Genomic DNA, 17809 nt, shown 5'->3' on the forward strand with positions numbered 1-17809 from the left:
CAGGGTGGAGTCAGGGTGTCAGTGCAACACGTTGTTCGGAGGTGTTGCATGCGTCGTGGGAATCCGGGTTACCCGGGGTGGATGCGGGAGTGGGTGCTGTGGTTGGCGGCGTCGGGGTACTCGGCGCAGAGGGCCGCGGATCAGGTGGGTGTGAGCGCGGGGACGGCTGCTGGTTGGTTGCATGCTGCTGGCATGGATCTGAAGCGTGGTCGTCATGGCGGTCTGGTTGTTGAGGTCGAGGTTGTACGGCCGGTGCTGCCGCACCCGGCGCCGTCACACGGGGCCCGGTTGTCGTTGGCGGATCGGACGTTGATCCATGTCGGGTTGGTCCAGCGGTGGTCGTTACGGCGCATCGCCGGCCAGCTGGGGGTGTCGGCGTCGACGGTCAGCCGAGAGATCGCCCGCAACTCGACACCGACCGGGTATCGGGCTGAGGCTGCCGAGACCGCGGCCGCGGGCCGTCGGGGACGTCCGAAACGGTCAAGGTTGGACGATCCCGTGCTGCGGCAACGGGTCGTCGAGGGGTTGAACTCTCACTGGTCGCCCCGGCAGGTGTCGATCCGTCTGGCGGCGCAGCATGGCAAAGATGGTTCCGTGAGCCACGAGACGATCTACCAGGCCCTCTACGTCCAGGGCAGGGGTTCCCTGCGCGAGGAACTGAGGATCGACAAGGCACTGCGATCCGGACGGACCCACCGCATCCCCCACTCGAAGCTACCGCCCCGGACGGGACGACCATGGCTGCAGGGTCATCACATCTCCACACGACCGGCCGAGGCAGCCGATCGAGCGATCCCGGGCCACTGGGAGGGTGACTTGGTCCTCGGAGCACGCAACCAGACCGCCATCATCACCTTGGTCGAACGCGCCTCACGGTTCGTCCTGCTCCATCGGCTGCCCGACCAACACGACAGCACCACCGTTGTCGACGCGTTGATCGCCATGGCCGCCACCCTGCCAGCGCAGATGCAGATGAAGTCACTCACCTGGGACCAAGGATCCGAGATGGCCGAGCACCCCACGTTCAGCCTCGCCACCCACACCCAGGTCTACTTCTGCGACCCCCACAGCCCGTGGCAACGAGGCAGCAACGAGAACACCAACGGCCTGATCCGCGACTTCTGGCCAAAACCCACCGACTTCGCCCAGATCACCGACGCCGAGATCCTCCACGTCCAGAACCTCCTCAACGACCGACCCCGCGAAACTCTCAACGCCCTCACCCCACGTGAGAAACTGCAACAACTACTCACCGTTGCACTGACCGATTGAGACCACCCAGGAGGATTCCTGGGAGTCGCACGTTTTGGTGCGGGTTTGGGGGGAGGAGGGGGGAGGAGGGCGGACGATGGTCCCGACGGCCGGGATCAGGTCTTTTCGTAGGTGACTCGCTTGAGGACCTCGGGCCAGGTCTTGTCGAGGATGCTTCCTCCCCAGCGGACGCCCGCCCAGACGTAGAGCGGCCCCAGAATCACCGACGCCAGCAGCACCAGCCAGCTGAAACCGGGGCGGTCGAGGCTGATCACCGTCAGCACCGTGATCGGCAGCGACACCACGAAGCTGGCGACCATGCACACCACCGTCGACAGCAGTCCCACCAGGCCGCCACCCGACGACTTCCCGAAGGCGTTCTGCCCCGGCGGGGGAGCCGAGTACTGCCAGACCGCGCCCACCACCGACCCGACGCCAACTCCCGCAGCCGCAGCGCCGAAGGTGCCTCCGACCAGCCCCGGAGCCAGCGCCCACTGCCGCGAGAGCAGCAGGAAGACCACCGACAGCACCAGAGCGATCGGGGCCAGGATGCACGACACCGCCAGCACGCGACCCCAGCGGTCGTCCCTGCCCGTGAGCCCCGAGACGATGTGCCCCCACAGGGCCGACCCGTCGTAGACGATCTCGGCGGCGACGGTCAGACCGGCCATCATCACCATGCCGCCGATGGGGTAGAGCGTGGTGGTGGCACGGGCGGCGCCCCCGAGTTCGGGGTTGAGCAGGATCGGCGTCGCCATCAGGATCGGCATCAGCACCACCGAGACGACCACCATCAGGTGCCGGGGATCGCGCCGCCAGTACCGCAGCGAGCGGGCGGCCACCGCCCCGGCCGGTGTGTGCGGGAACAGCCGATCGAGCCACGAGTTGGCCTTCACCTTGCTGCCATATCCGCCCGTGGTGAGCGGCGAGATGAGCGCCTCGTCCAACTGCCGTTCCCACAACCTCCACAACACGACCAGGAAACCGGACGACAGCACGAGCTTCACCAGCACCGACAACCAGGCCCCCTGCGAGGCCTCCCACGGCATCGACCATGCCCACGCGACGGGCGTCCAGCCGACCACGCGAGCGATCGGGGTGAGCGTCGCCGTGAGGTCATGCACGTGCTCCATCACGGTGCGCTGCAGCACCTGGATCGCCAGCCCGATCGTCAGGCCGAACAGTCCGAGGATCACGGCGGCCACGTCGCGCCACTTGCGCTGGGTGAACGCCGACGAGAAGTAGCTGGCCAGGGTGCGCGCCAGCAGCACGCAGGTGGGCACGCCGATCACCATCGCCACGATCGCCGCCACCAACTCGCCGGCACTGTGCGACCAGGTGATCACCTGCCCGATGCCGAGCGCAATGGTCACCAGCGCGCCGACTCCGGTGAGGCTGGCCGCCAGCAGCCCCGGCATCAGTTGCCGGGCCCGCACGGGGAAGAGGGCGAATCGTCCGGGGTCGAGGGTCTGGTCCATGCCGGCCACCAGCAGCGTGACCAGCGGCCACACCAGGGTGACCAGCCCGAACCCGAGGGTCGTGACAATGCCGGCCAGCACCACCGGCTGCGCGCGCAGCGCCGTCAGACCGGCCAGCGCGGCCGCGACGAACCCGAGGCCGTAGAGGTAGCCGATGATGATGGCGATCATCACCCCGACATTGCGTCGGGCCGACCGCCAGCCGAGCTTCAGTTGGAGTCGGACGAGCGTCCCAACCACGACATGGCCTCCCCTCCGACGTACTGGGCACCGCCGACGAGCTCGACGAAGCGATCCTGCAGCGGCTTGCCCTGCTTGACCTCGTCGGTGGGTCCGACGGCGAGCACGCGGCCCCCGGCGATCACCCCGACGGCGTCACACAGCGACTCCACCAGCTCCATCACGTGCGACGAGATCACCACGGTGCCGCCGGCGCCGACGAACTGCTTGAGCATCGCCCGGATTCCTTGGCTCGACACCGGGTCGACCGCCTCGAGCGGCTCGTCGAGCAGCAGCAGCCGAGGGTTGTGGATCAGCGCGCACGCCAGCCCGATCTTCTTCGTCATGCCCGCGGAGTAGTCGACCACGAGGGTGTCCGCGTCGGCCGTCAGCCCCAGCGCCGCCAGCAGTGCCTCGCTGCGATCGGTGATCTCGGACGAGGGCACTCGCCGCATCTGGCCCACGAACCGGAGAAGCTCTCGTCCGCTCAAACGGTCGAACAGACGCATGCCGTCGGGCAGCACCCCCATGTGGGCCTTGGCGCGGATGGGGTCGTGCCAGACGTCGTCGCCCCAGATGCGTACGCCGCCGGCATCGGGACGAAGCAGCCCCGTCGCCATCGACAAGGTGGTGGTCTTGCCGGCCCCGTTGGGCCCGACGAGCCCGAACAGACAGCCGGCGGGAACCAGCAGCGACAGGTCGTCCACGGCGACCTTCGCGCCGAACCGCTTGGTGAGACCCCTGATCTCGAGTGCCGGCACACCTCCCGGCGGGGGTGGTGGCGCCAGAGTGGTCGTGGTCTGCTGGGTGGGGGGCTGGGGTTCACTCACCCCCTCATCCAATCCCACATGCCGGTCACCCGGAATGCGACCATCGTCGATTCCGTTGAACCAAGGACGGATGAGGGATTGAATGGACCTCGTCCCCGTACGAAGCGTGAACCGCAACGAAAGGCGAAACATGGCTGTCTACACCCTGCCCGACCTCGACTACGACTACTCGGCGCTGGCGCCCCACATCGCGCCCGAGATCATGGAGCTGCACCACAGCAAGCACCATGCCGCCTACGTCGCGGGGGCCAACACCGCCCTGGAGAAGCTGGCCGAGGCGCGGGAGAAGAACGACTTCGGGGCCGTCAACAAGCTCGAGAAGGACCTGGCCTTCCACCTCGGTGGTCACGTGAACCACTCGGTCTTCTGGAAGAACATGTCGCCCGAGGGTGGCGAGCGTCCCGACGGCGAGCTGGCCGCGGCGATCGACGAGTACTTCGGATCGTTCGAGGGCTTCCAGAACCACTTCAACGAGAACGCCAAGGCCCTGCAGGGGTCCGGTTGGTCGATGCTCGTGTGGGACCTGCTGGGCAAGCGTCTGAACGTGGCGCAGCTGTTCGACCAGCAGGGCAACCTGCCGGCCGGTCAGGTGCCGGTGCTGCAGCTCGACATGTGGGAGCACGCCTACTACCTGCAGTACAAGAACGTGAAGGCCGACTACGTCACCGCCTGGTGGAACGTCATCAACTGGGCCGACGTGAACGAGCGCTTCACCAAGGCCAAGGCTGCCGACCTGATCTGAGTCACCGACGCGTGATCTGAGGGCGCTACGCGCAGACCCGCTGTGATCTGAGGGCGCTACGCGCAGACCCGCTGTGATCTGAGGGCGCTACGCGCAGACTCTCAGGAAACGGTGCGACCCCCAGGAACTTTCCTGGGGGTCGCACCTTTTGGTGCCGGTTTGCGGTGGGAAGACGGGTGGTGGTCACCAGCCCAGCAGCGCTGCCGCCGCCGGCGCCAGCAGCACTCCCGCCACCATGAACGGACCGAACGCGACGTCAGTGGTCCGCCCCGCTCGCCGCGCCACCAGCAGCACCACCCCGACGACCGCGAACAGGGCGAACGCCACGAAGATGCCGACCAGCCCCATGCGCAGGCCATGCACCACTGCGCCGGCGGTCAGACCCCCGACCCACCCGAGTGCCGTCCCGGTGGTGAGCCCGAGTTTCACGTCTCCCAGCCCGAACCCGCTCGGGTTGATGAAGGCGATCACGAACAGCACCACCGCGGTCACCAGACCGGTCACCAGGGCCGCCAGCCATCGTCGCCACTCGCCGTGAGCCGCGGCCGGCAGCAGCAGCGCCACGAGCACGAGCGGGTAGGGGAGCAGCGTGAACCGGTCGGGCAGGTCGTGACGGACGAGGTCGGTGGCCACTCCGGCGCCCCACGCCCAGGCGAGGACGGCGAAGGCGGGGAGAGCCCACATGTCGTTCAGCACCAGGGCGGCCCAGACCAGCACCACCAAGGCCGTGACCAGGTAAACCCAGCGGGGAACGGCGGCGACGGGCGTGCCTTCGGTCACCCGATGACCTTGGACAGCGTGCCGATGATGTTGATCACCGCCGGGCCAAGGATGACCAGGAAGATCACCGGCAAGATACAGATGATCAGGGGGAACACCACCTTGACCGGGATCTCCATGGCCTTCTTCTCGGCGAGCTGGCGGCGCATGACGCGCATCTCGTCTGCCTGTGAGGTGAGCACGGCGGCGAGCGGAATGCCGTAGGCCTCGGCCTGGATGACGGTGCGGGTGAAGCGGCGCAGGGGGGCCGAACCGGTGCGGCGGGCCAGATCTTCGTAGGCGTTGCGCCGTGACTGCCCGACCTGGATGTCCTGCAGGGTCCGCACGAGTTCGCGGGCCAACACACTGCGTCCGCTCCTGGCGACGCGCACCATGGCGGCGTCGAATCCGAGGCCAGCCTGCACGGCAATCGTCATCTGGTCCAGCGTGTCGGGCAGGGCGAGGTCGATCGCCTCTCGCCGCTTGAGGAAGGTGTTGTAGAGCAGCAGGTCGGGCAGAAAGTAACCGAGCACGGTGAGCACGAGCAGCATGATCACCAGCAGTGGTTTGCCGCCGGCCACCCACGACACCACCGTGAGCACGCCGAAGAACAGTGAGGCCAGCACCTTGATGGAGAGCAACTGGTCGACCGTCCAGCCACCCGGGAATCCGGCTCTGGCGAGCGCCAACTCCAGAGCATTGCGCCGCTTCGGGGTGTCGATGAAGCGAGCGAACCCGAGGTTTCCTTGGGTGCGACGCGTGCTGGCGATCGGCGTCTCGGAACCACGGCCCAAGTTCGAGACCGCCCGGGCCCGCACCGGGTCGGGGCCGGCGAACAGCAGCGTCAGCACGATCGTGGTGCCGAGGGCGAAGGCTGCAACAGCGACGTAGATCATGGCGACCTCAGTACTTGATCCGGACGACGGAGCGCAGCCACAGACTGCCGACGACGAGCAGAACCACCGCGAGCCCGATGATCACCCAGCCGAGCACGTTGGTGAACAGCACCCCGACGTAGCCGGGGTTGACCAGCAGCAGCAACCCCAGAATCACGAAGGGCAGCAACACCAGCACGATCGCCGACAGCCGACCCTCCGCGCTGAGCGACTGCACCTGGCGGCGCAGTTGGGCGCGTTGACGGATGGTCTGGGAGACGTTGTCGAGCACATCGGCGAGGTTGCCGCCGACCTCGCGGTTGATGGTCACCGCCTGCCCGATCCACGAGAAGTCCTCGCTGCGCATGCGCCTGGCGGTGTTCTCCATCGTCTCGGCGAGCGAGCGCCCGAGGCGCAGCTCGTTGGTGATGCGCACGAACTCCTCATTCGTGGGGGCCTGGGCCTCTCGTCCGACGGCGGCCATCGCCTGCGGGAACGAGTAGCCCGAGCGCAGGCCGCCGGCGAGCATCTGGGCAGTTTCGTCGAGCTGGTTCGAGAACGATGTGCGCCGATGGTCGGTGCGTAGCGACACGATCAGTACCGAGACCAAGGGCACGGCCACCAGCATCACCAGAGCCAGCAGGGGCAGCCTCAACAGCAGTCCCAGAGCGACCGCCGCCAGGGTCGCCGATCCGGTGAGCACCACATAGTGGCTCGCAGGGGTCTTGATGCCTGCCAGTTCCAGGCGCTCGGCCAGGGCGCTGTTCCGGCTGGTCAGCACGCGGTCGACCCCGCCGGTGACGCGCTCGGCCACCCCGCTCAGGGGCCCCGCCTGCTGCACCACTCCAGGTCGCCGACGGCTACGTGAGACCACCTTCGGACGAGGGGCGACGATCAGCAGCAGCAGGATGATGAAGGCCACCAGACCGGCGGTGGCCGCCAGCGAGAGTTGCCAGTCAGGAAGCCAGGACACGGTGGGCCTGCCTGCTCGGGCGCGTCAGCGCAGCCATGTGGTGACCTCCCCGAAGGTCTGCGGGGGGAGCTGGATGCCCAGTTCGGCGAAGCGGTCCGCGAAGGCCGGACGGACGCCCGTGGGCAGCACGTGGCCGAGGAATCGTCCGTTGGGATCGACCCCGGCCGAGTAGTCGAAGAGGAAGACGTCCTGCAGGGTGACCGTCTGCCCTTCCATGCCGTGCACCTCGGTGACCGCCACCACGCGGCGGGTGCCGTCGCGCAGACGGCCCAGCTGCACGATCAGGTCGATCGAGCTGGCGACCTGCTCGCGGATGGCCCGCAGGGGCAGCTCGAGCCCGGCCATCAGCACCAGGGTCTCGAGGCGTGAGAGAGCATCGCGGGGGGTGCTGGCGTGAACCGTCGACAGCGAGCCGTCGTGACCGGTGTTCATGGCCTGCAGCATGTCGAGGGCCTCGGCCCCACGCACCTCGCCGACGACGATGCGGTCGGGGCGCATGCGCAGGGCATTGCGCACCAGGTCACGGATGCTCACCTCGCCCTTGCCCTCGATGTTGGGCGGGCGCGACTCCAAGCGCACGACGTGCGGTTGCTGCAGCTGCAGCTCGACGGCGTCTTCGATCGAGATGATGCGCTCACCCGGCGGGATGAACGACGAGATGACGTTGAGCAGGGTCGTCTTGCCCGTGCCGGTGCCGCCCGAGATCAAGATGTTGAGCCGGGCCCGCACACAGGCTGACAGCAGTTCGGCGATCTGTGGCGACAGGGTGTCGAGGCGAATCAGGTCGTGGACGCTGAGGGCGTCGTGGCTGAACTTGCGGATGGTCAGCGTCGAACCACTCACGGCGAGGGGAGCGATGATGGCGTTGACGCGGGAGCCGTCCTCGAGGCGTGCGTCGACCAGAGGAGAGGCCTCGTCGACGCGACGACCGATCCGGCCGACGATGCGGTCGATGATCTGGCGCAGGTGGGTCTCGTCGCGGAACCGGGCCTCGGTTCGATAGATGCGGCCGGCGTGCTCGATGTAGACGTTGTTGGGACCGTTGACCATCACCTCTGTGATCGCCGGGTCGTTCAGGAAGCCTTGAATGGGGCCCAGTCCGAGAATGTCGGCGAGGATGTCATCGACGAACCGCCGACGCTCCTGGCTGCTCATGGCCAAGCCCTCGCCCTCGATGACCTGCGCCAACTCGCCCTGCACCAACTGACGCAGTTGGTCGTCGCTGAGCTCCCCGTCGGACAGGTGAGCTCCGAGACGTTCGTAGAGACTCTCGACGGTGCGGTCCTGCAGTCGCTGCATGGCGTCGTTGCGGCCGACGGTGGCCACCCCACGTGCGGCCAGGCCGCCGGGTCGCTGGTCGGACTCGTCGTTGGGGGTGGGGGAGAGACCGCGCATGGGGGCGGCCCACGGCGACCGCGGCTCGGGGGGCGAGGGCGGTTGGGCGAGCGAAGGGCTGTTCTGGGGTGGAGTGGGCGACTGGCCCGTTGGCTGGGGGCCCAGGTCCGCGCCGTCGCTGGGGTTCTGGGGGACGGCCCCATCGTGCTCGGACAGGGCCAAGTCGGACGCGGCCAGGTTGGACTCAGCCTGATCTGGCACGGCCTGATCGGCCTTGCTCGGGTCCGGCACGTGCTGGTCGGCTCCGTTCTCCCCGGGCTCCGGCGAGTGTTCAGCGGGCGAGGCGCCGCTCTGGCCGCGGGCCGCGGCGAGACGTTCGGCGAGGTTCACGCCCCCTCCTTGCGGCGACCGAACAGCGACCGCTTGGCCTGCGGTTCGGGGCGTCCCACCAGCCGGCCCACGACGCCGTCGAGCTCGCGGGTGATCTTGTCCTTACCTCGGGTCTGCAGCAAGGGGATGCCTTGGTTCACCGAGATGGGAATCAACGACGAGGTGGGCAGCACGGTGTCGACCTTGGCCCCGATGGTTGCCTCGACATCAGCAACGGTCAGCCCGCGCGAGGGGTCGGCAAAGTTCAGCACGATCTGGCGCGACTCCATCAGCATCGACAGCTCATTCAGAGTCTCGATCTCCTTGCGGAGCCCGCGAACCCCCGGCACGTCCAGACCCGTGACCAGCACGAGATCGCTGGTCTGGTCGAGAGCAGCCAGCGTGGCCTCGGACAATCCCGGGGCGGTGTCGATGACCACATGGGCGAAGTCGAGCGCGAGAGTGGTGATCAGATTGGTGATCTCGGTGGCGGTGATGCTGTCGGCGGCAACCGGATCGTCCGATCCTGCGACGACCCACAGCCCCGTCTCGTGGCGAGTCAGGTAGGGCTTGAGGGCGAGCGGGTCGCCAGCCGCGGCAGCGCGGGCCGTGTCGGGGAGCGCGTACTCGGGGGTGAGGTTCAGGGCGCTGGCTACGTCGCCGAAGTGCAGGTCGAGGTCGACGAGCACGGTGGGTTCGCCGGTTGCCTGCGCCAGCCCGATGGCCACATTGGTGGTGACAGTCGTCTTGCCGACGCCGCCCTTGGGCGACGCGACGGTGACGACTCGCCCCCGACGGGTGTGCTGGGCCGCCGCCTGCACGCGCCGGTTCCGGTCGATCGCCTCCCGCAAGGCCGCGGGGTCGGCGGTCGGCGACACGAGATCGCGCGCGCCGGCGCGCATGGCCGGCAGGCCGAGGCTGACGTCGTCACTGAGCAGCACCACGGGAGTGCCGAATCGTTGCACGGCCCAGGTCGTGATCGCCAACGCCTCCTGCGGGTCGGAGGTGGCCTCGATGAGCACCAGGTCGGGGTCGGCCCCGAGATGTTGCGCGACCAACTGGGCGTTCCTCGTCTGGTCGCCCGTGAGCGGCGTCACCTGACCACCACTGGCCTGGGTGACCCGCTCGACCGTGTTCGGAGTCTGCGCCAGCAGCACCAGCCCGCTCACGAGCCCGACTCCGCGCTCGCCGAGCTGGTGGGCACGGTGACCGGCGGTTCACCGTTGGGGTCGCCCCACACGATCAGCTTGCCGTCGTCGGTCTTCGAGTTCTCCCGCTCGAGCGTGAGCCAGACCGTGCCGTGTTCGGCGGCCCAGATGATGCGGTCGGCCTGCGTGTTCGAGACCGCCAAGGTGACGTACTTGGTGCCGGGAGCCTGAGGAGGGGCGCTCTCGTCGGTCGACGGTTGGGTCTCGGCGTCGGCGACCCGGGTCACCAGGATCTTGTGGACGAACGGGTAGGTGTAGTGCACCGAGTTGGTGTCGACCCAGGACAGATCGACGCCGACGGTGTTGCCGGCCTTGAGCTCGCCGCCCAGCAGCCGTTCCGGTGCGAGCTTGATGGTGATCTGGACGAGCTCCTCCGGCACGGTCACCTCGTCATTGGTGAGGGCCTCGGGCGTGGTGAAGCGTGAGCTGAACAACTGCTCCCCAGGATGCAGCGTCGTGTCGGCCACCAAACCGTTGAGGGTCGCGAGGTTGGTCACGACACCCGGGGCGACCGCCACGCGGGGGAGGCGGGCCACGTCGATGTTGGTGCCGAGCTCGACGGCCTGTCCCTTCGGGATCTCCTGGGTGACGACGAAGACTTCGACCGGATCGAGCTTGCGCATGGCCCGGGCGTCGGCATTGCGCACGTAGAGGGCGATCATGGCGACGCCGGCGAGGGCCAGGACGCTGGCAAGGATGGCGGCGACGACGCGTCGTTTCATGAGAGGCAGGGTTCCTGGTTCATTCGGTCAGTTGGATGGTGGTGACACCGAAGTCGGGCCCGCCAATGGTCTCTTCGAGCGGCACCAACCGCTGGAACGTTCCCTTGATGTAGAACGTCGACCCGTTGCATGGTGACACATTCGACCAGCTTGGGGATCCGTTGGAGAGACAGTACTGCGTGATCTGAATCGCTGCGTACGCGACGATGTGATACTGGGCGTTCGAGCCCGTGAGTCGCATGTCGTCAAACAGGGGAATCATCACGACTTTGCCTGCAAGGGAGCTGAAGAGCGCGGCGCAGGCAGCGCTCGTGTTGGCACCAGTGGGCTTGGCTCCGGTCTGGGATGTGACCCAGCCGTCAACGGACGTGGCGACATTGCAGTCTGCGTCGGTTCCCGACAGCCAAGAGAATCCGCCGGGCACTGAGTGTGGAACACCGCTAGGGGTGCAGTCGACCATGGGGCCCTTGCTATAAATGGTCAGGGGCGTTCCGGCAGCCAAGCTCTCTGCGACGTTACACATTGATACGACCCAAGGAATGACGTTCGCCGAGCCAACACCTCCCCAGGCGGCCGTGGCGCACGTGCCGGTGGTGTCGCTACCGCCCCCGGTCCCGGGGGCCAGGGGTGTGCGCTCTGTGGAGACTCGCACAGTGACGGTGTTGGCCTTGGCGACGCCAGAGCAGGTGACGCCGAGGGTGATGGAGGTCCACTCGGCGTTGGCGTCGGTCTTGCTGCCGTTCACGAACGAGGTGGCCATGGCTTGCATGGATGCCGTGACCCCGCCGCCACAGCCGCCCTTGGCGCAGGTCTGCGCCAGTGCGAGTGCCGCGGAGTCGGCGCCGTTCTGCCCCTGTTGGCGGTCCCAGAACAGTGCTCCAAGATTGATGGCGACTGCGACGAACAGCATCAGGATCACGAAGACGAGAGCGGTGGTGACCGCGACGGCTCCGCGCTCGTCGGGGCGGCTGGCGGCGAAGTGTCGCTCGCGGCGAATGGTCAGCCTCCGCATCGCATCTCTCCTTGTGACTGCACGTTGAGCCCGCCGGGAACAAGGGAGTCGAAGAAGCCTGTGAGCCCAGAGCCGTTGACCCGCACCGTGGCCCGCCAGACGCAGGCGTCACCGGAGCCGAGCTTGACCACGGTCACCCCGAGGGTGCCGGTCAGGGGGACGGTGGACATGCGGTTGGTGGCGGCCGCTGCACCATTGGCCTGGCTGTCACTGACAGCGGCAGCGCGGGCTCCCTCGCGGGCGGCCGAGGCCGTGGCGCCGGCGAGCACGAACTGGTAGCCGAACTCCATGACGCCAAGCAGCAGGGTGATCAGAATGGGGGCGATGATGGCGAACTCGACCGCGGCCGCGCCGCGGGAGTCACGTGACCTGCGCATGTCCTGCCCCTAGGAGAGAAAAGGGATGGGCTGTCGTTCTGCAAGAGGAGAAAGCGGTTGCTCTCTGTGAGAGCCACCTATCGTTGGCCATCACCTGGCTTGCAGAAACGCTCTGTGCCCGGCGCTCGTGTCCGGGCGCCGGGCACAGTGGGGTGGGTCAGATCGACCCAGCGACACTGTTGAAGAGCGCGAGCAGCTCTTTGCCGAGCAACGTCACCCCGGCGATGATCACCACGGCGATGAGGGCCACCATGATGCCGTATTCAACGGCGGTGGCACCCTTGGACTTGTTGTGGAAACGGCCCAGGAGGGCGTTCTGGACGAAAACGAGCAGCGCAACCATGGGGTTGCTCCTTCCGGAGAGTGTGAGAAAGGGCAGCACGAAGTGGTGGTGTGGACTGCGGTTCGTTCCCCCCGGAACGGCAGTGGTGTGTGCCTCCCGGAAGAAAGCTATGCCTCACCCCCTGGGGTGGTCAACGGGTGAACATCACGGATCGGTAACGTTTGTTCACGACTGAACCGTCGTGCGTCAGGATGGGGGCGTGCGCAGGGTTCTGGCCGTATTTGTCACGGTTGTGGTGTTACTGGTCGGGCTCGTTCCGATGGCTCACGCCGACCCCCTGTCTGACCTTGCCGGCCGCCTCAAGATCACCGCCGAACCCACCGACTACGTGCTGCTGGTCGACACCTCGTCCTCCATGCAGCAGCAGGGTCGTTGGGGCCGGGTGCGGGCAGCCGTCGGCGCCCTCGCCAACCAGCTCAAGGACTCCGACCGGGTCACGCTGATCACCTTCGACGACGGAGTCCGCCAAACCTGGACGGCGACCTCCCCGAGCGCATCCCAATTGGTCGGACGACTCCCCGCGACCCCCACCGGTGACCAGACCGACATCGGGGCCGCCATCGACGCCGGCGTCACCGCGCTGGGTGGATCGGGGGCCCGCAAGGTGGCCGCCATCGTGTTGCTCACCGACGGCGAACTCGACGCCTCGTCCACCTCGAAGTACCCGACCGCCACCAGCGGCTCCTGGACGCAACTGCGCTCCCGTGCCGACCAGACGCGCAAGAACCGCGAGGTCGGGGCCTTCGCCGTCGCGGTGGGCGACAAGACCGATGCCGGACTGCTGACGAAAGTCTTCCCACAAGCCTCCGTCGCCACCCCGGCCGACATCTCCGGCTACCTGGCCGGCATCACCACCGAACTGACCAAGGCGCGCATCGGGCAGGCCCTCGCCACCGACCTCGGCAAGCCAGCCACCCTCACGCTGAGCGACGTCGTTCGCACCGACGACACCATCACGGCGACCGCAACCTGGGTCTCGCACACCACTCAGCTGCCGCTCACGGTCACGGGCGTTGCCCTGGACGGTGGCACCGCTCAGCAGAACCCGGCCACCGTCACCCTCGCGCCGGGAGCCACGGCCACGTCGACGATCACTCTGACCGGGGACTCGGCGACAAAGCCGCTGCTCAAGGCCACGCTGGGCAGTCCGTGGGCGAGGGAGCTCACCGCGGCGGGGCTCACCCTGCCGAAGGTCAACGCGACCGTGGTGGTGCCGGGTGGGCCGTCGAAGCCCGTCGCCACGGTCAGCCAACGCCCCAGTGGGGGTGCCAGCACACCCGCTCCCACCGGGGGCACCGACGGTGCCGTGGTGGGAACCGTCGACGGAGGGACGGCTCGTCCGACCTGGCTGCTGCCGGCGGCCCTGGGCGCGCTGGTGCTGATCGCCGCCCTCGGCATCGTGCTCGCGGTGGTGCGGGCGCGTCGTCCGCGCTTGGACGGGTCGATGGCCATCGTGCGAGACGGCCAGGTCGCCCACGAGTTCGTGCTCGACGGCGTGGGGTCATCGGCGCAGCGAGGTGCGGTGACGGTGAAGGTGTCGGCTCTCAGAGACGGACGAGTGGCCGTGAAGGGCACGCGCCGGGTTGAGGGCGGGAAGCCCTCATCGTTCTCCGGTGTGCTGGCGGATGGGGAGTCGCTCGAGGTGGGTGACGGCCACGTGCTGCGCTACACCGCGCAGCGGACCCGGATGCTCGACATGGTGAAGGGGTAGGGGGCTCCCACTTCGTCGGTCGGCGTGCGGGGTGGTCTCGACACGTCGCTCGTTCCTCGCTCCTACTCGACCAGCGGAAACGGCGGGTCTCAGGAGGCGAAACGGCCTCGGCGGGCAGCCCTCCGCAGCACCCTCAACAGCGGCGACCCCAACACCACGATCAGTGCGGCCGTGGTCAGGGCTCGTCCGAGATTCCACCCCATCGACGTCGCCACGTTGTAGAGCACGAAGCGGTGCAGGTTCGCCGCCGGACCGGCGTCGGGGTCGAAGCTGATCGTCGAGCCGATGCCGGTCATGAACGGCCAGAACGACAGGTCCATGAGCCAGCCGTAGACGAACGAGATCACCATCGCCCACACGGCCAGCATCGCGATCTCGAGCCAGCCGGTCACGCGGGGCAGCAACCCCGCGAACAGCCCGACGAGGGCGGCGGCCAGCATCTGGTAGGGCAACCACGGTCCGACGCCGCCGGTGAGCAGCGCCGACGTGAGCAGACCCGTGGTGCCGAGCACGAATCCGAACCCGGGGCCCAGGGCTCGTCCGGCGATGATGATCGGGAAGAAGACCGTCTCGATGCCCGCGGTGCCCGCCCCCAACGGACGAACCACCGCCACCACCGCCGACATCACTCCCAGGAGTGCCAGCGCCTTGACGTCGAGATCGTCGCCCGTGAGGTGCGAGATCACCACCGCCGTGACCACGGGCAGGATGAGCGCGAACACGAGCGGGGCGAGCTGGCCGTTGTGGGCGACGGCGGAGGGGTTGAACCACAGCGGCCACACGAACGCGGCCACCGTGAGCGGAGTGACAAGGGCCAGCAGCAGCACCGACCGGCGCGACAGCGGCACCGCGCGAACCGGCGCCTGACGAGGCAGGACGCGCTCAGTCATGGCGAGCCACCAACTCGTCGACGGTGAGCACCTTCTCGGGCAGGAAGACCTTGGTCACCTGCGGAGCGAAGGCCGGCGACGACGTGCACACCTCACGGGTCGATCCGTCGGCGACCACCTCGCCCTCGGCCATGACGATGGTGCGCGACGACACCTTTGCCGCGAACTCGACGTCGTGGGTGCTGACGACCACACAGGTGCCCTCGGCGGCCAGCCCGCGCAGGATCTCGGCGAGGTTGTGCTTCATCGTGTAGTCGAGCCCGCGGGTGGGCTCGTCGAGCAGCATCACGGTGGGGTGGGCCGACAGCTGGATCGCCAGCACGAGCGCCAACCGCTGCCCCTCGGAGAGGTCACGCGGATGATGATCGGGGGAGAAGTCGGCCCCGAGGCGGTGCAGCAGGTCGGCGGTGGTGCCGGGAGCGACGTGCGACTCGCGGTCGGCCTGGGCGCACTCGAGCCCGACAGTGTGCAGGTGCAGCAGGTCGCCGGCGTCCTGGGGGACGAGGCCCACGAGCGTGCGGGCGGCGCCGGCGGAGAGGGTGCGCGGGTCCTGATCGGCGATGGCGAGGGTGCCGGTGCTGCGGAGGGCGCCCTGGAGCGCCCACATCAGGGACGACTTCCCGGCGCCGTTGCGGCCCATCAGGGCGGTGATGGTGCCCCCGTCGAGGGTCAGGGTGAGATCGTCGACGGCGCGGAGGGATCCGTGGGTGACGGTGAGGTGGGAGGTGCGGACGATCTCGGCCCGTCGGTCGGCGTGCGGGGTGGTCTCGACACGTCGCTCGTTCCTCGCCCCTACTCGACCGGCGATGGGGGAGATGGCTTCGCGGGCGACCCGACGACGGGCGTCGCGCACCGACAGGGGCACCTCGCGCCACCCGAGCGCACGCGCCACCTCGGCCAGCGGCGGCACCACCGACGCCCGCCCCAGCACCTGCGCCGCCGGACCCAGCGTCACCGACCCGTCGCCCGGCAGCCACAACACCTGATCGGCCGCCTGCATCACCCGCTCGAGCCGGTGCTCGGCCACCACGGCCGTCATGCCGACGTCGTGCACCAGCGTCGTGATCGCCCCCAGCACATCCTGCGCGGCGGTCGGGTCGAGGGCCGAGGTCGGCTCGTCCAGCACGATCACCCGCGGTTGCGCCGCCAGTACCGACGCGATCGCGACCCGCTGCTGCTGCCCGCCCGACAACTGCGTGAGCGGACGCCGCCGCAACTCCGCGATGTTCATCAGGTCGAGGGTCTCCTCGACGCGCTTGCGCATGGCCGTCGGGTGCAGCCCCAGCTGCTCCATGCCGTAGGCCACCTCGTCCTCGACGGTGTCGGTGACGAAACCGGCCAGCGGATTCTGCCCGACGAACCCGATCAGGTCGGCCAGTTCGCGCGGACGGTGGTCGCGGGTGTCGCGCCCGTCGATACGCACGTTGCCGGTGAGAATGCCGCCCGAGAAGTGCGGCACCAGCCCGTTGATCGCCTGCAGCAGCGTCGACTTGCCCGACCCGGTGCCGCCCACGACCAGGCAGAGGTCACCGTCGGGGATGGTGAACGAGGCGTCCGCGATCACCGGGGCCGAGGCCTCGTCCCATCGAATGCTGACGTGGTCGAAGGTGATCATGCCGGGCTCCGTTCGCGGGAGGGGTCGGGGGTGACGTCGGGCACGGTGACCGCGATCGGCGCCGCGAAGGCCACCGCGGCCACCACGAACAGGGGGTGCAGGGGCGGCCAGACGAGGGGACGAGTGGCCGGGTTCAGGCTCGCCCCATCGACCAGGGTGACGGCCACGATCGCCAGCAACCCGGCCAGCCCGAGGGCGACGACCGCGGTCTCGCGCCACCGCCACCGATCGGGACGATAGCGGGTGACCGCCAACCGCCTGCCCGACAGCCGCAGCCCCACCACGGTGGCGACGACGCCGACGACCAAGCAGGCCACCCCCGGCCACAGCCCCCCGGGAACCCCCAGCAGCAGGAAGAGCCCGAAGGTGACCACCAGCACGGCAATCAGCAGCGCCCCCGAGACCCACCGGGGCACGCGACCCAGGTCACGCGTGCGGCCGTAGCCGCGCGACTCCATGCTGGTGGCCAGGGTGAGGGATCGCTCCACGGCGTCTTCGAGAATCGGCACGATCAGCGCCGGCACGGCTCGCAGCCCCTTCACGGCGCCGCCGCGCAGTCGACGGGCGCGGCGCACGCGGTGCAGCGACTCGACCAATTGGGGGGCGACCGACAGGGCGATCACCACCGCCACCGACAACTCGTGCAGCGCGGAGGGCACGTTGCGCAGCGCCCGGCGCGGATTGGCGAGCGCGTTCGCGGCGCCCACGCAGATGATGATGGCCGCCAACCGCAGCCCGTCGTACAAGGCCGAGAGCACCGCGTTGAGGGTGACCGGACCCCCGAGCCGAATGCCGGCGGCCCAGGTGGGCAGCTCCAGTTCGGGCAGGGTGACCAGCACGAAGCCGGTGCGCTGACCGCCGAAGACCACCTGCATGAGCACGCGGAAACCCACGATGACCAGCGCCAACACGAAGTAGGCGGTCACCGAGCGGGCCCACGGGGCGTCACTGCGCCGGGCGAGCACCACCGCCGCGACCGCGCCGATCACCAGCACGAGCAGCAGCGGATTGGTCGACAGGCTGACCGCACCCGCGGCCAGCAGCGCCCACCCCCACCAGGCCCACGGATGGGTCGCCGGCTCGACGCGGGCCATCAGCGC

General features: G+C 68.6%; 17 protein-coding genes. 3 read left to right on the forward strand and 14 right to left on the reverse strand.

Annotation, left to right across the window (positions count from 1 at the left end):
* Window positions 1–192: 192 nt before the first annotated feature.
* On the forward strand, window positions 193–1272 hold the full coding sequence (locus tag ACSDQ9_RS12145; protein ID WP_435143774.1) for an IS30 family transposase: 1080 nt from the start codon (window positions 193–195) through the stop codon (window positions 1270–1272).
* 95 nt (window positions 1273–1367) lie between these two features.
* Here ACSDQ9_RS12145 and ACSDQ9_RS12150 read toward each other — a convergent pair whose 3' ends face one another.
* Window positions 1368–2969: a hypothetical protein gene (locus tag ACSDQ9_RS12150; RefSeq protein WP_435147389.1), complete on the reverse strand. Its 1602-nt coding sequence runs from the start codon at window positions 2967–2969 to the stop codon at window positions 1368–1370.
* Entirely contained in the window at window positions 2939–3736 is a 798-nt protein-coding gene (locus tag ACSDQ9_RS12155; RefSeq protein ID WP_435147869.1) for an ABC transporter ATP-binding protein, read from the reverse strand. The genes ACSDQ9_RS12150 and ACSDQ9_RS12155 overlap by 31 nt, the downstream gene beginning before the upstream one ends.
* 172 nt (window positions 3737–3908) lie before the next feature.
* On the opposite strand from ACSDQ9_RS12155, the gene ACSDQ9_RS12160 reads away from it, so the two are divergent.
* Window positions 3909–4520 (forward strand): superoxide dismutase, encoded by a 612-nt coding sequence (locus ACSDQ9_RS12160; protein ID WP_435147391.1) that lies wholly within the window; start codon window positions 3909–3911, stop codon window positions 4518–4520.
* A gap of 183 nt (window positions 4521–4703) precedes the next feature.
* On the opposite strand, the gene ACSDQ9_RS12165 is transcribed toward ACSDQ9_RS12160, so the two are convergent.
* From ACSDQ9_RS12165 to ACSDQ9_RS12205, 9 genes are all read right to left on the reverse strand, one after another.
* On the reverse strand, window positions 4704–5300 hold the full coding sequence (locus tag ACSDQ9_RS12165) for a prepilin peptidase (RefSeq protein ID WP_435147392.1): 597 nt from the start codon (window positions 5298–5300) through the stop codon (window positions 4704–4706).
* Window positions 5297–6175 carry a type II secretion system F family protein gene (locus ACSDQ9_RS12170; protein ID WP_435147394.1) on the reverse strand — a complete coding sequence of 293 codons (879 nt, stop codon included), beginning with the start codon at window positions 6173–6175 and terminating at the stop codon, window positions 5297–5299. The genes ACSDQ9_RS12165 and ACSDQ9_RS12170 overlap by 4 nt, the downstream gene beginning before the upstream one ends.
* Before the next feature lie 7 nt (window positions 6176–6182).
* A complete protein-coding gene (locus ACSDQ9_RS12175; RefSeq protein ID WP_435147396.1) occupies window positions 6183–7127 on the reverse strand; it encodes a type II secretion system F family protein in 945 nt (314 codons plus the stop codon).
* Window positions 7128–7151: 24 nt separating this feature from the next.
* Window positions 7152–8852: a CpaF family protein gene (locus ACSDQ9_RS12180; RefSeq protein ID WP_435147398.1), complete on the reverse strand. Its 1701-nt coding sequence runs from the start codon at window positions 8850–8852 to the stop codon at window positions 7152–7154.
* Window positions 8849–10000: an AAA family ATPase gene (locus tag ACSDQ9_RS12185; protein ID WP_435147400.1), complete on the reverse strand. Its 1152-nt coding sequence runs from the start codon at window positions 9998–10000 to the stop codon at window positions 8849–8851. The genes ACSDQ9_RS12180 and ACSDQ9_RS12185 overlap by 4 nt, the downstream gene beginning before the upstream one ends.
* Window positions 9997–10761: a Flp pilus assembly protein CpaB gene (gene cpaB, locus ACSDQ9_RS12190; RefSeq protein WP_435147402.1), complete on the reverse strand. Its 765-nt coding sequence runs from the start codon at window positions 10759–10761 to the stop codon at window positions 9997–9999. The genes ACSDQ9_RS12185 and cpaB overlap by 4 nt, the downstream gene beginning before the upstream one ends.
* A gap of 19 nt (window positions 10762–10780) precedes the next feature.
* Window positions 10781–11773, reverse strand: coding sequence for a TadE/TadG family type IV pilus assembly protein (locus ACSDQ9_RS12195; RefSeq protein ID WP_435147404.1), 993 nt, complete (start codon window positions 11771–11773; stop codon window positions 10781–10783).
* Entirely contained in the window at window positions 11761–12150 is a 390-nt protein-coding gene (locus ACSDQ9_RS12200; RefSeq protein WP_435147406.1) for a TadE family protein, read from the reverse strand. Before ACSDQ9_RS12200 ends, ACSDQ9_RS12195 begins: the two co-directional genes overlap by 13 nt.
* Window positions 12151–12307: 157 nt before the next feature.
* Entirely contained in the window at window positions 12308–12493 is a 186-nt protein-coding gene (locus ACSDQ9_RS12205) for a Flp family type IVb pilin (RefSeq protein ID WP_435147408.1), read from the reverse strand.
* A gap of 259 nt (window positions 12494–12752) precedes the next feature.
* Here ACSDQ9_RS12205 and ACSDQ9_RS12210 point away from each other — a divergent pair, with 259 nt between their 5' ends.
* Window positions 12753–14204, forward strand: a complete 1452-nt coding sequence (locus ACSDQ9_RS12210) for a vWA domain-containing protein (RefSeq protein ID WP_435147410.1) — start codon at window positions 12753–12755, stop codon at window positions 14202–14204.
* Between the two features lie 89 nt (window positions 14205–14293).
* Here the strand turns inward: ACSDQ9_RS12210 and ACSDQ9_RS12215 are convergent, their stop codons facing one another.
* From ACSDQ9_RS12215 to ACSDQ9_RS12225, 3 genes are read right to left on the reverse strand one after another with little or no spacing between them, the layout of a single operon-like run.
* Complete coding sequence (locus tag ACSDQ9_RS12215; protein ID WP_435147412.1) at window positions 14294–15094, reverse strand: ECF transporter S component family protein; 801 nt, start codon at window positions 15092–15094, stop codon at window positions 14294–14296.
* A complete protein-coding gene (locus ACSDQ9_RS12220) occupies window positions 15087–16709 on the reverse strand; it encodes an ABC transporter ATP-binding protein (protein ID WP_435147413.1) in 1623 nt (540 codons plus the stop codon). The genes ACSDQ9_RS12215 and ACSDQ9_RS12220 overlap by 8 nt, the downstream gene beginning before the upstream one ends.
* Window positions 16706–17803, reverse strand: a complete 1098-nt coding sequence (locus tag ACSDQ9_RS12225) for a CbiQ family ECF transporter T component (protein WP_435147415.1) — start codon at window positions 17801–17803, stop codon at window positions 16706–16708. The genes ACSDQ9_RS12220 and ACSDQ9_RS12225 overlap by 4 nt, the downstream gene beginning before the upstream one ends.
* Between the last annotated feature and the right edge of the window lie 6 nt (window positions 17804–17809).

Origin of the sequence: Aestuariimicrobium soli (genome assembly GCF_051192575.1) — a bacterium.
In the GTDB taxonomy this organism is placed as follows: domain Bacteria; phylum Actinomycetota; class Actinomycetes; order Propionibacteriales; family Propionibacteriaceae; genus Aestuariimicrobium; species Aestuariimicrobium soli.

Excerpts from the sequence above, each read along its gene's own strand:
- ACSDQ9_RS12145 (WP_435143774.1), top strand. The coding sequence starts at position 193 with ATGGATCTGAAGCGTGGTCGTCATGGCGGTCTGGTTGTTGAGGTCGAG.
- ACSDQ9_RS12160 (WP_435147391.1), top strand. The coding sequence starts at position 3,909 with ATGGCTGTCTACACCCTGCCCGACCTCGACTACGACTACTCGGCGCTG.
- ACSDQ9_RS12170 (WP_435147394.1), bottom strand. The coding sequence starts at position 6,175 with ATGATCTACGTCGCTGTTGCAGCCTTCGCCCTCGGCACCACGATCGTG.
- cpaB (WP_435147402.1), bottom strand. The coding sequence starts at position 10,761 with ATGAAACGACGCGTCGTCGCCGCCATCCTTGCCAGCGTCCTGGCCCTC.
- ACSDQ9_RS12195 (WP_435147404.1), bottom strand. The coding sequence starts at position 11,773 with ATGCGGAGGCTGACCATTCGCCGCGAGCGACACTTCGCCGCCAGCCGC.
- ACSDQ9_RS12200 (WP_435147406.1), bottom strand. The coding sequence starts at position 12,150 with ATGCGCAGGTCACGTGACTCCCGCGGCGCGGCCGCGGTCGAGTTCGCC.
- ACSDQ9_RS12205 (WP_435147408.1), bottom strand. The coding sequence starts at position 12,493 with ATGGTTGCGCTGCTCGTTTTCGTCCAGAACGCCCTCCTGGGCCGTTTC.
- ACSDQ9_RS12210 (WP_435147410.1), top strand. The coding sequence starts at position 12,753 with ATGGCTCACGCCGACCCCCTGTCTGACCTTGCCGGCCGCCTCAAGATC.
- ACSDQ9_RS12215 (WP_435147412.1), bottom strand. The coding sequence starts at position 15,094 with ATGACTGAGCGCGTCCTGCCTCGTCAGGCGCCGGTTCGCGCGGTGCCG.
- ACSDQ9_RS12220 (WP_435147413.1), bottom strand. The coding sequence starts at position 16,709 with ATGATCACCTTCGACCACGTCAGCATTCGATGGGACGAGGCCTCGGCC.
- ACSDQ9_RS12225 (WP_435147415.1), bottom strand. The coding sequence starts at position 17,803 with ATGGCCCGCGTCGAGCCGGCGACCCATCCGTGGGCCTGGTGGGGGTGG.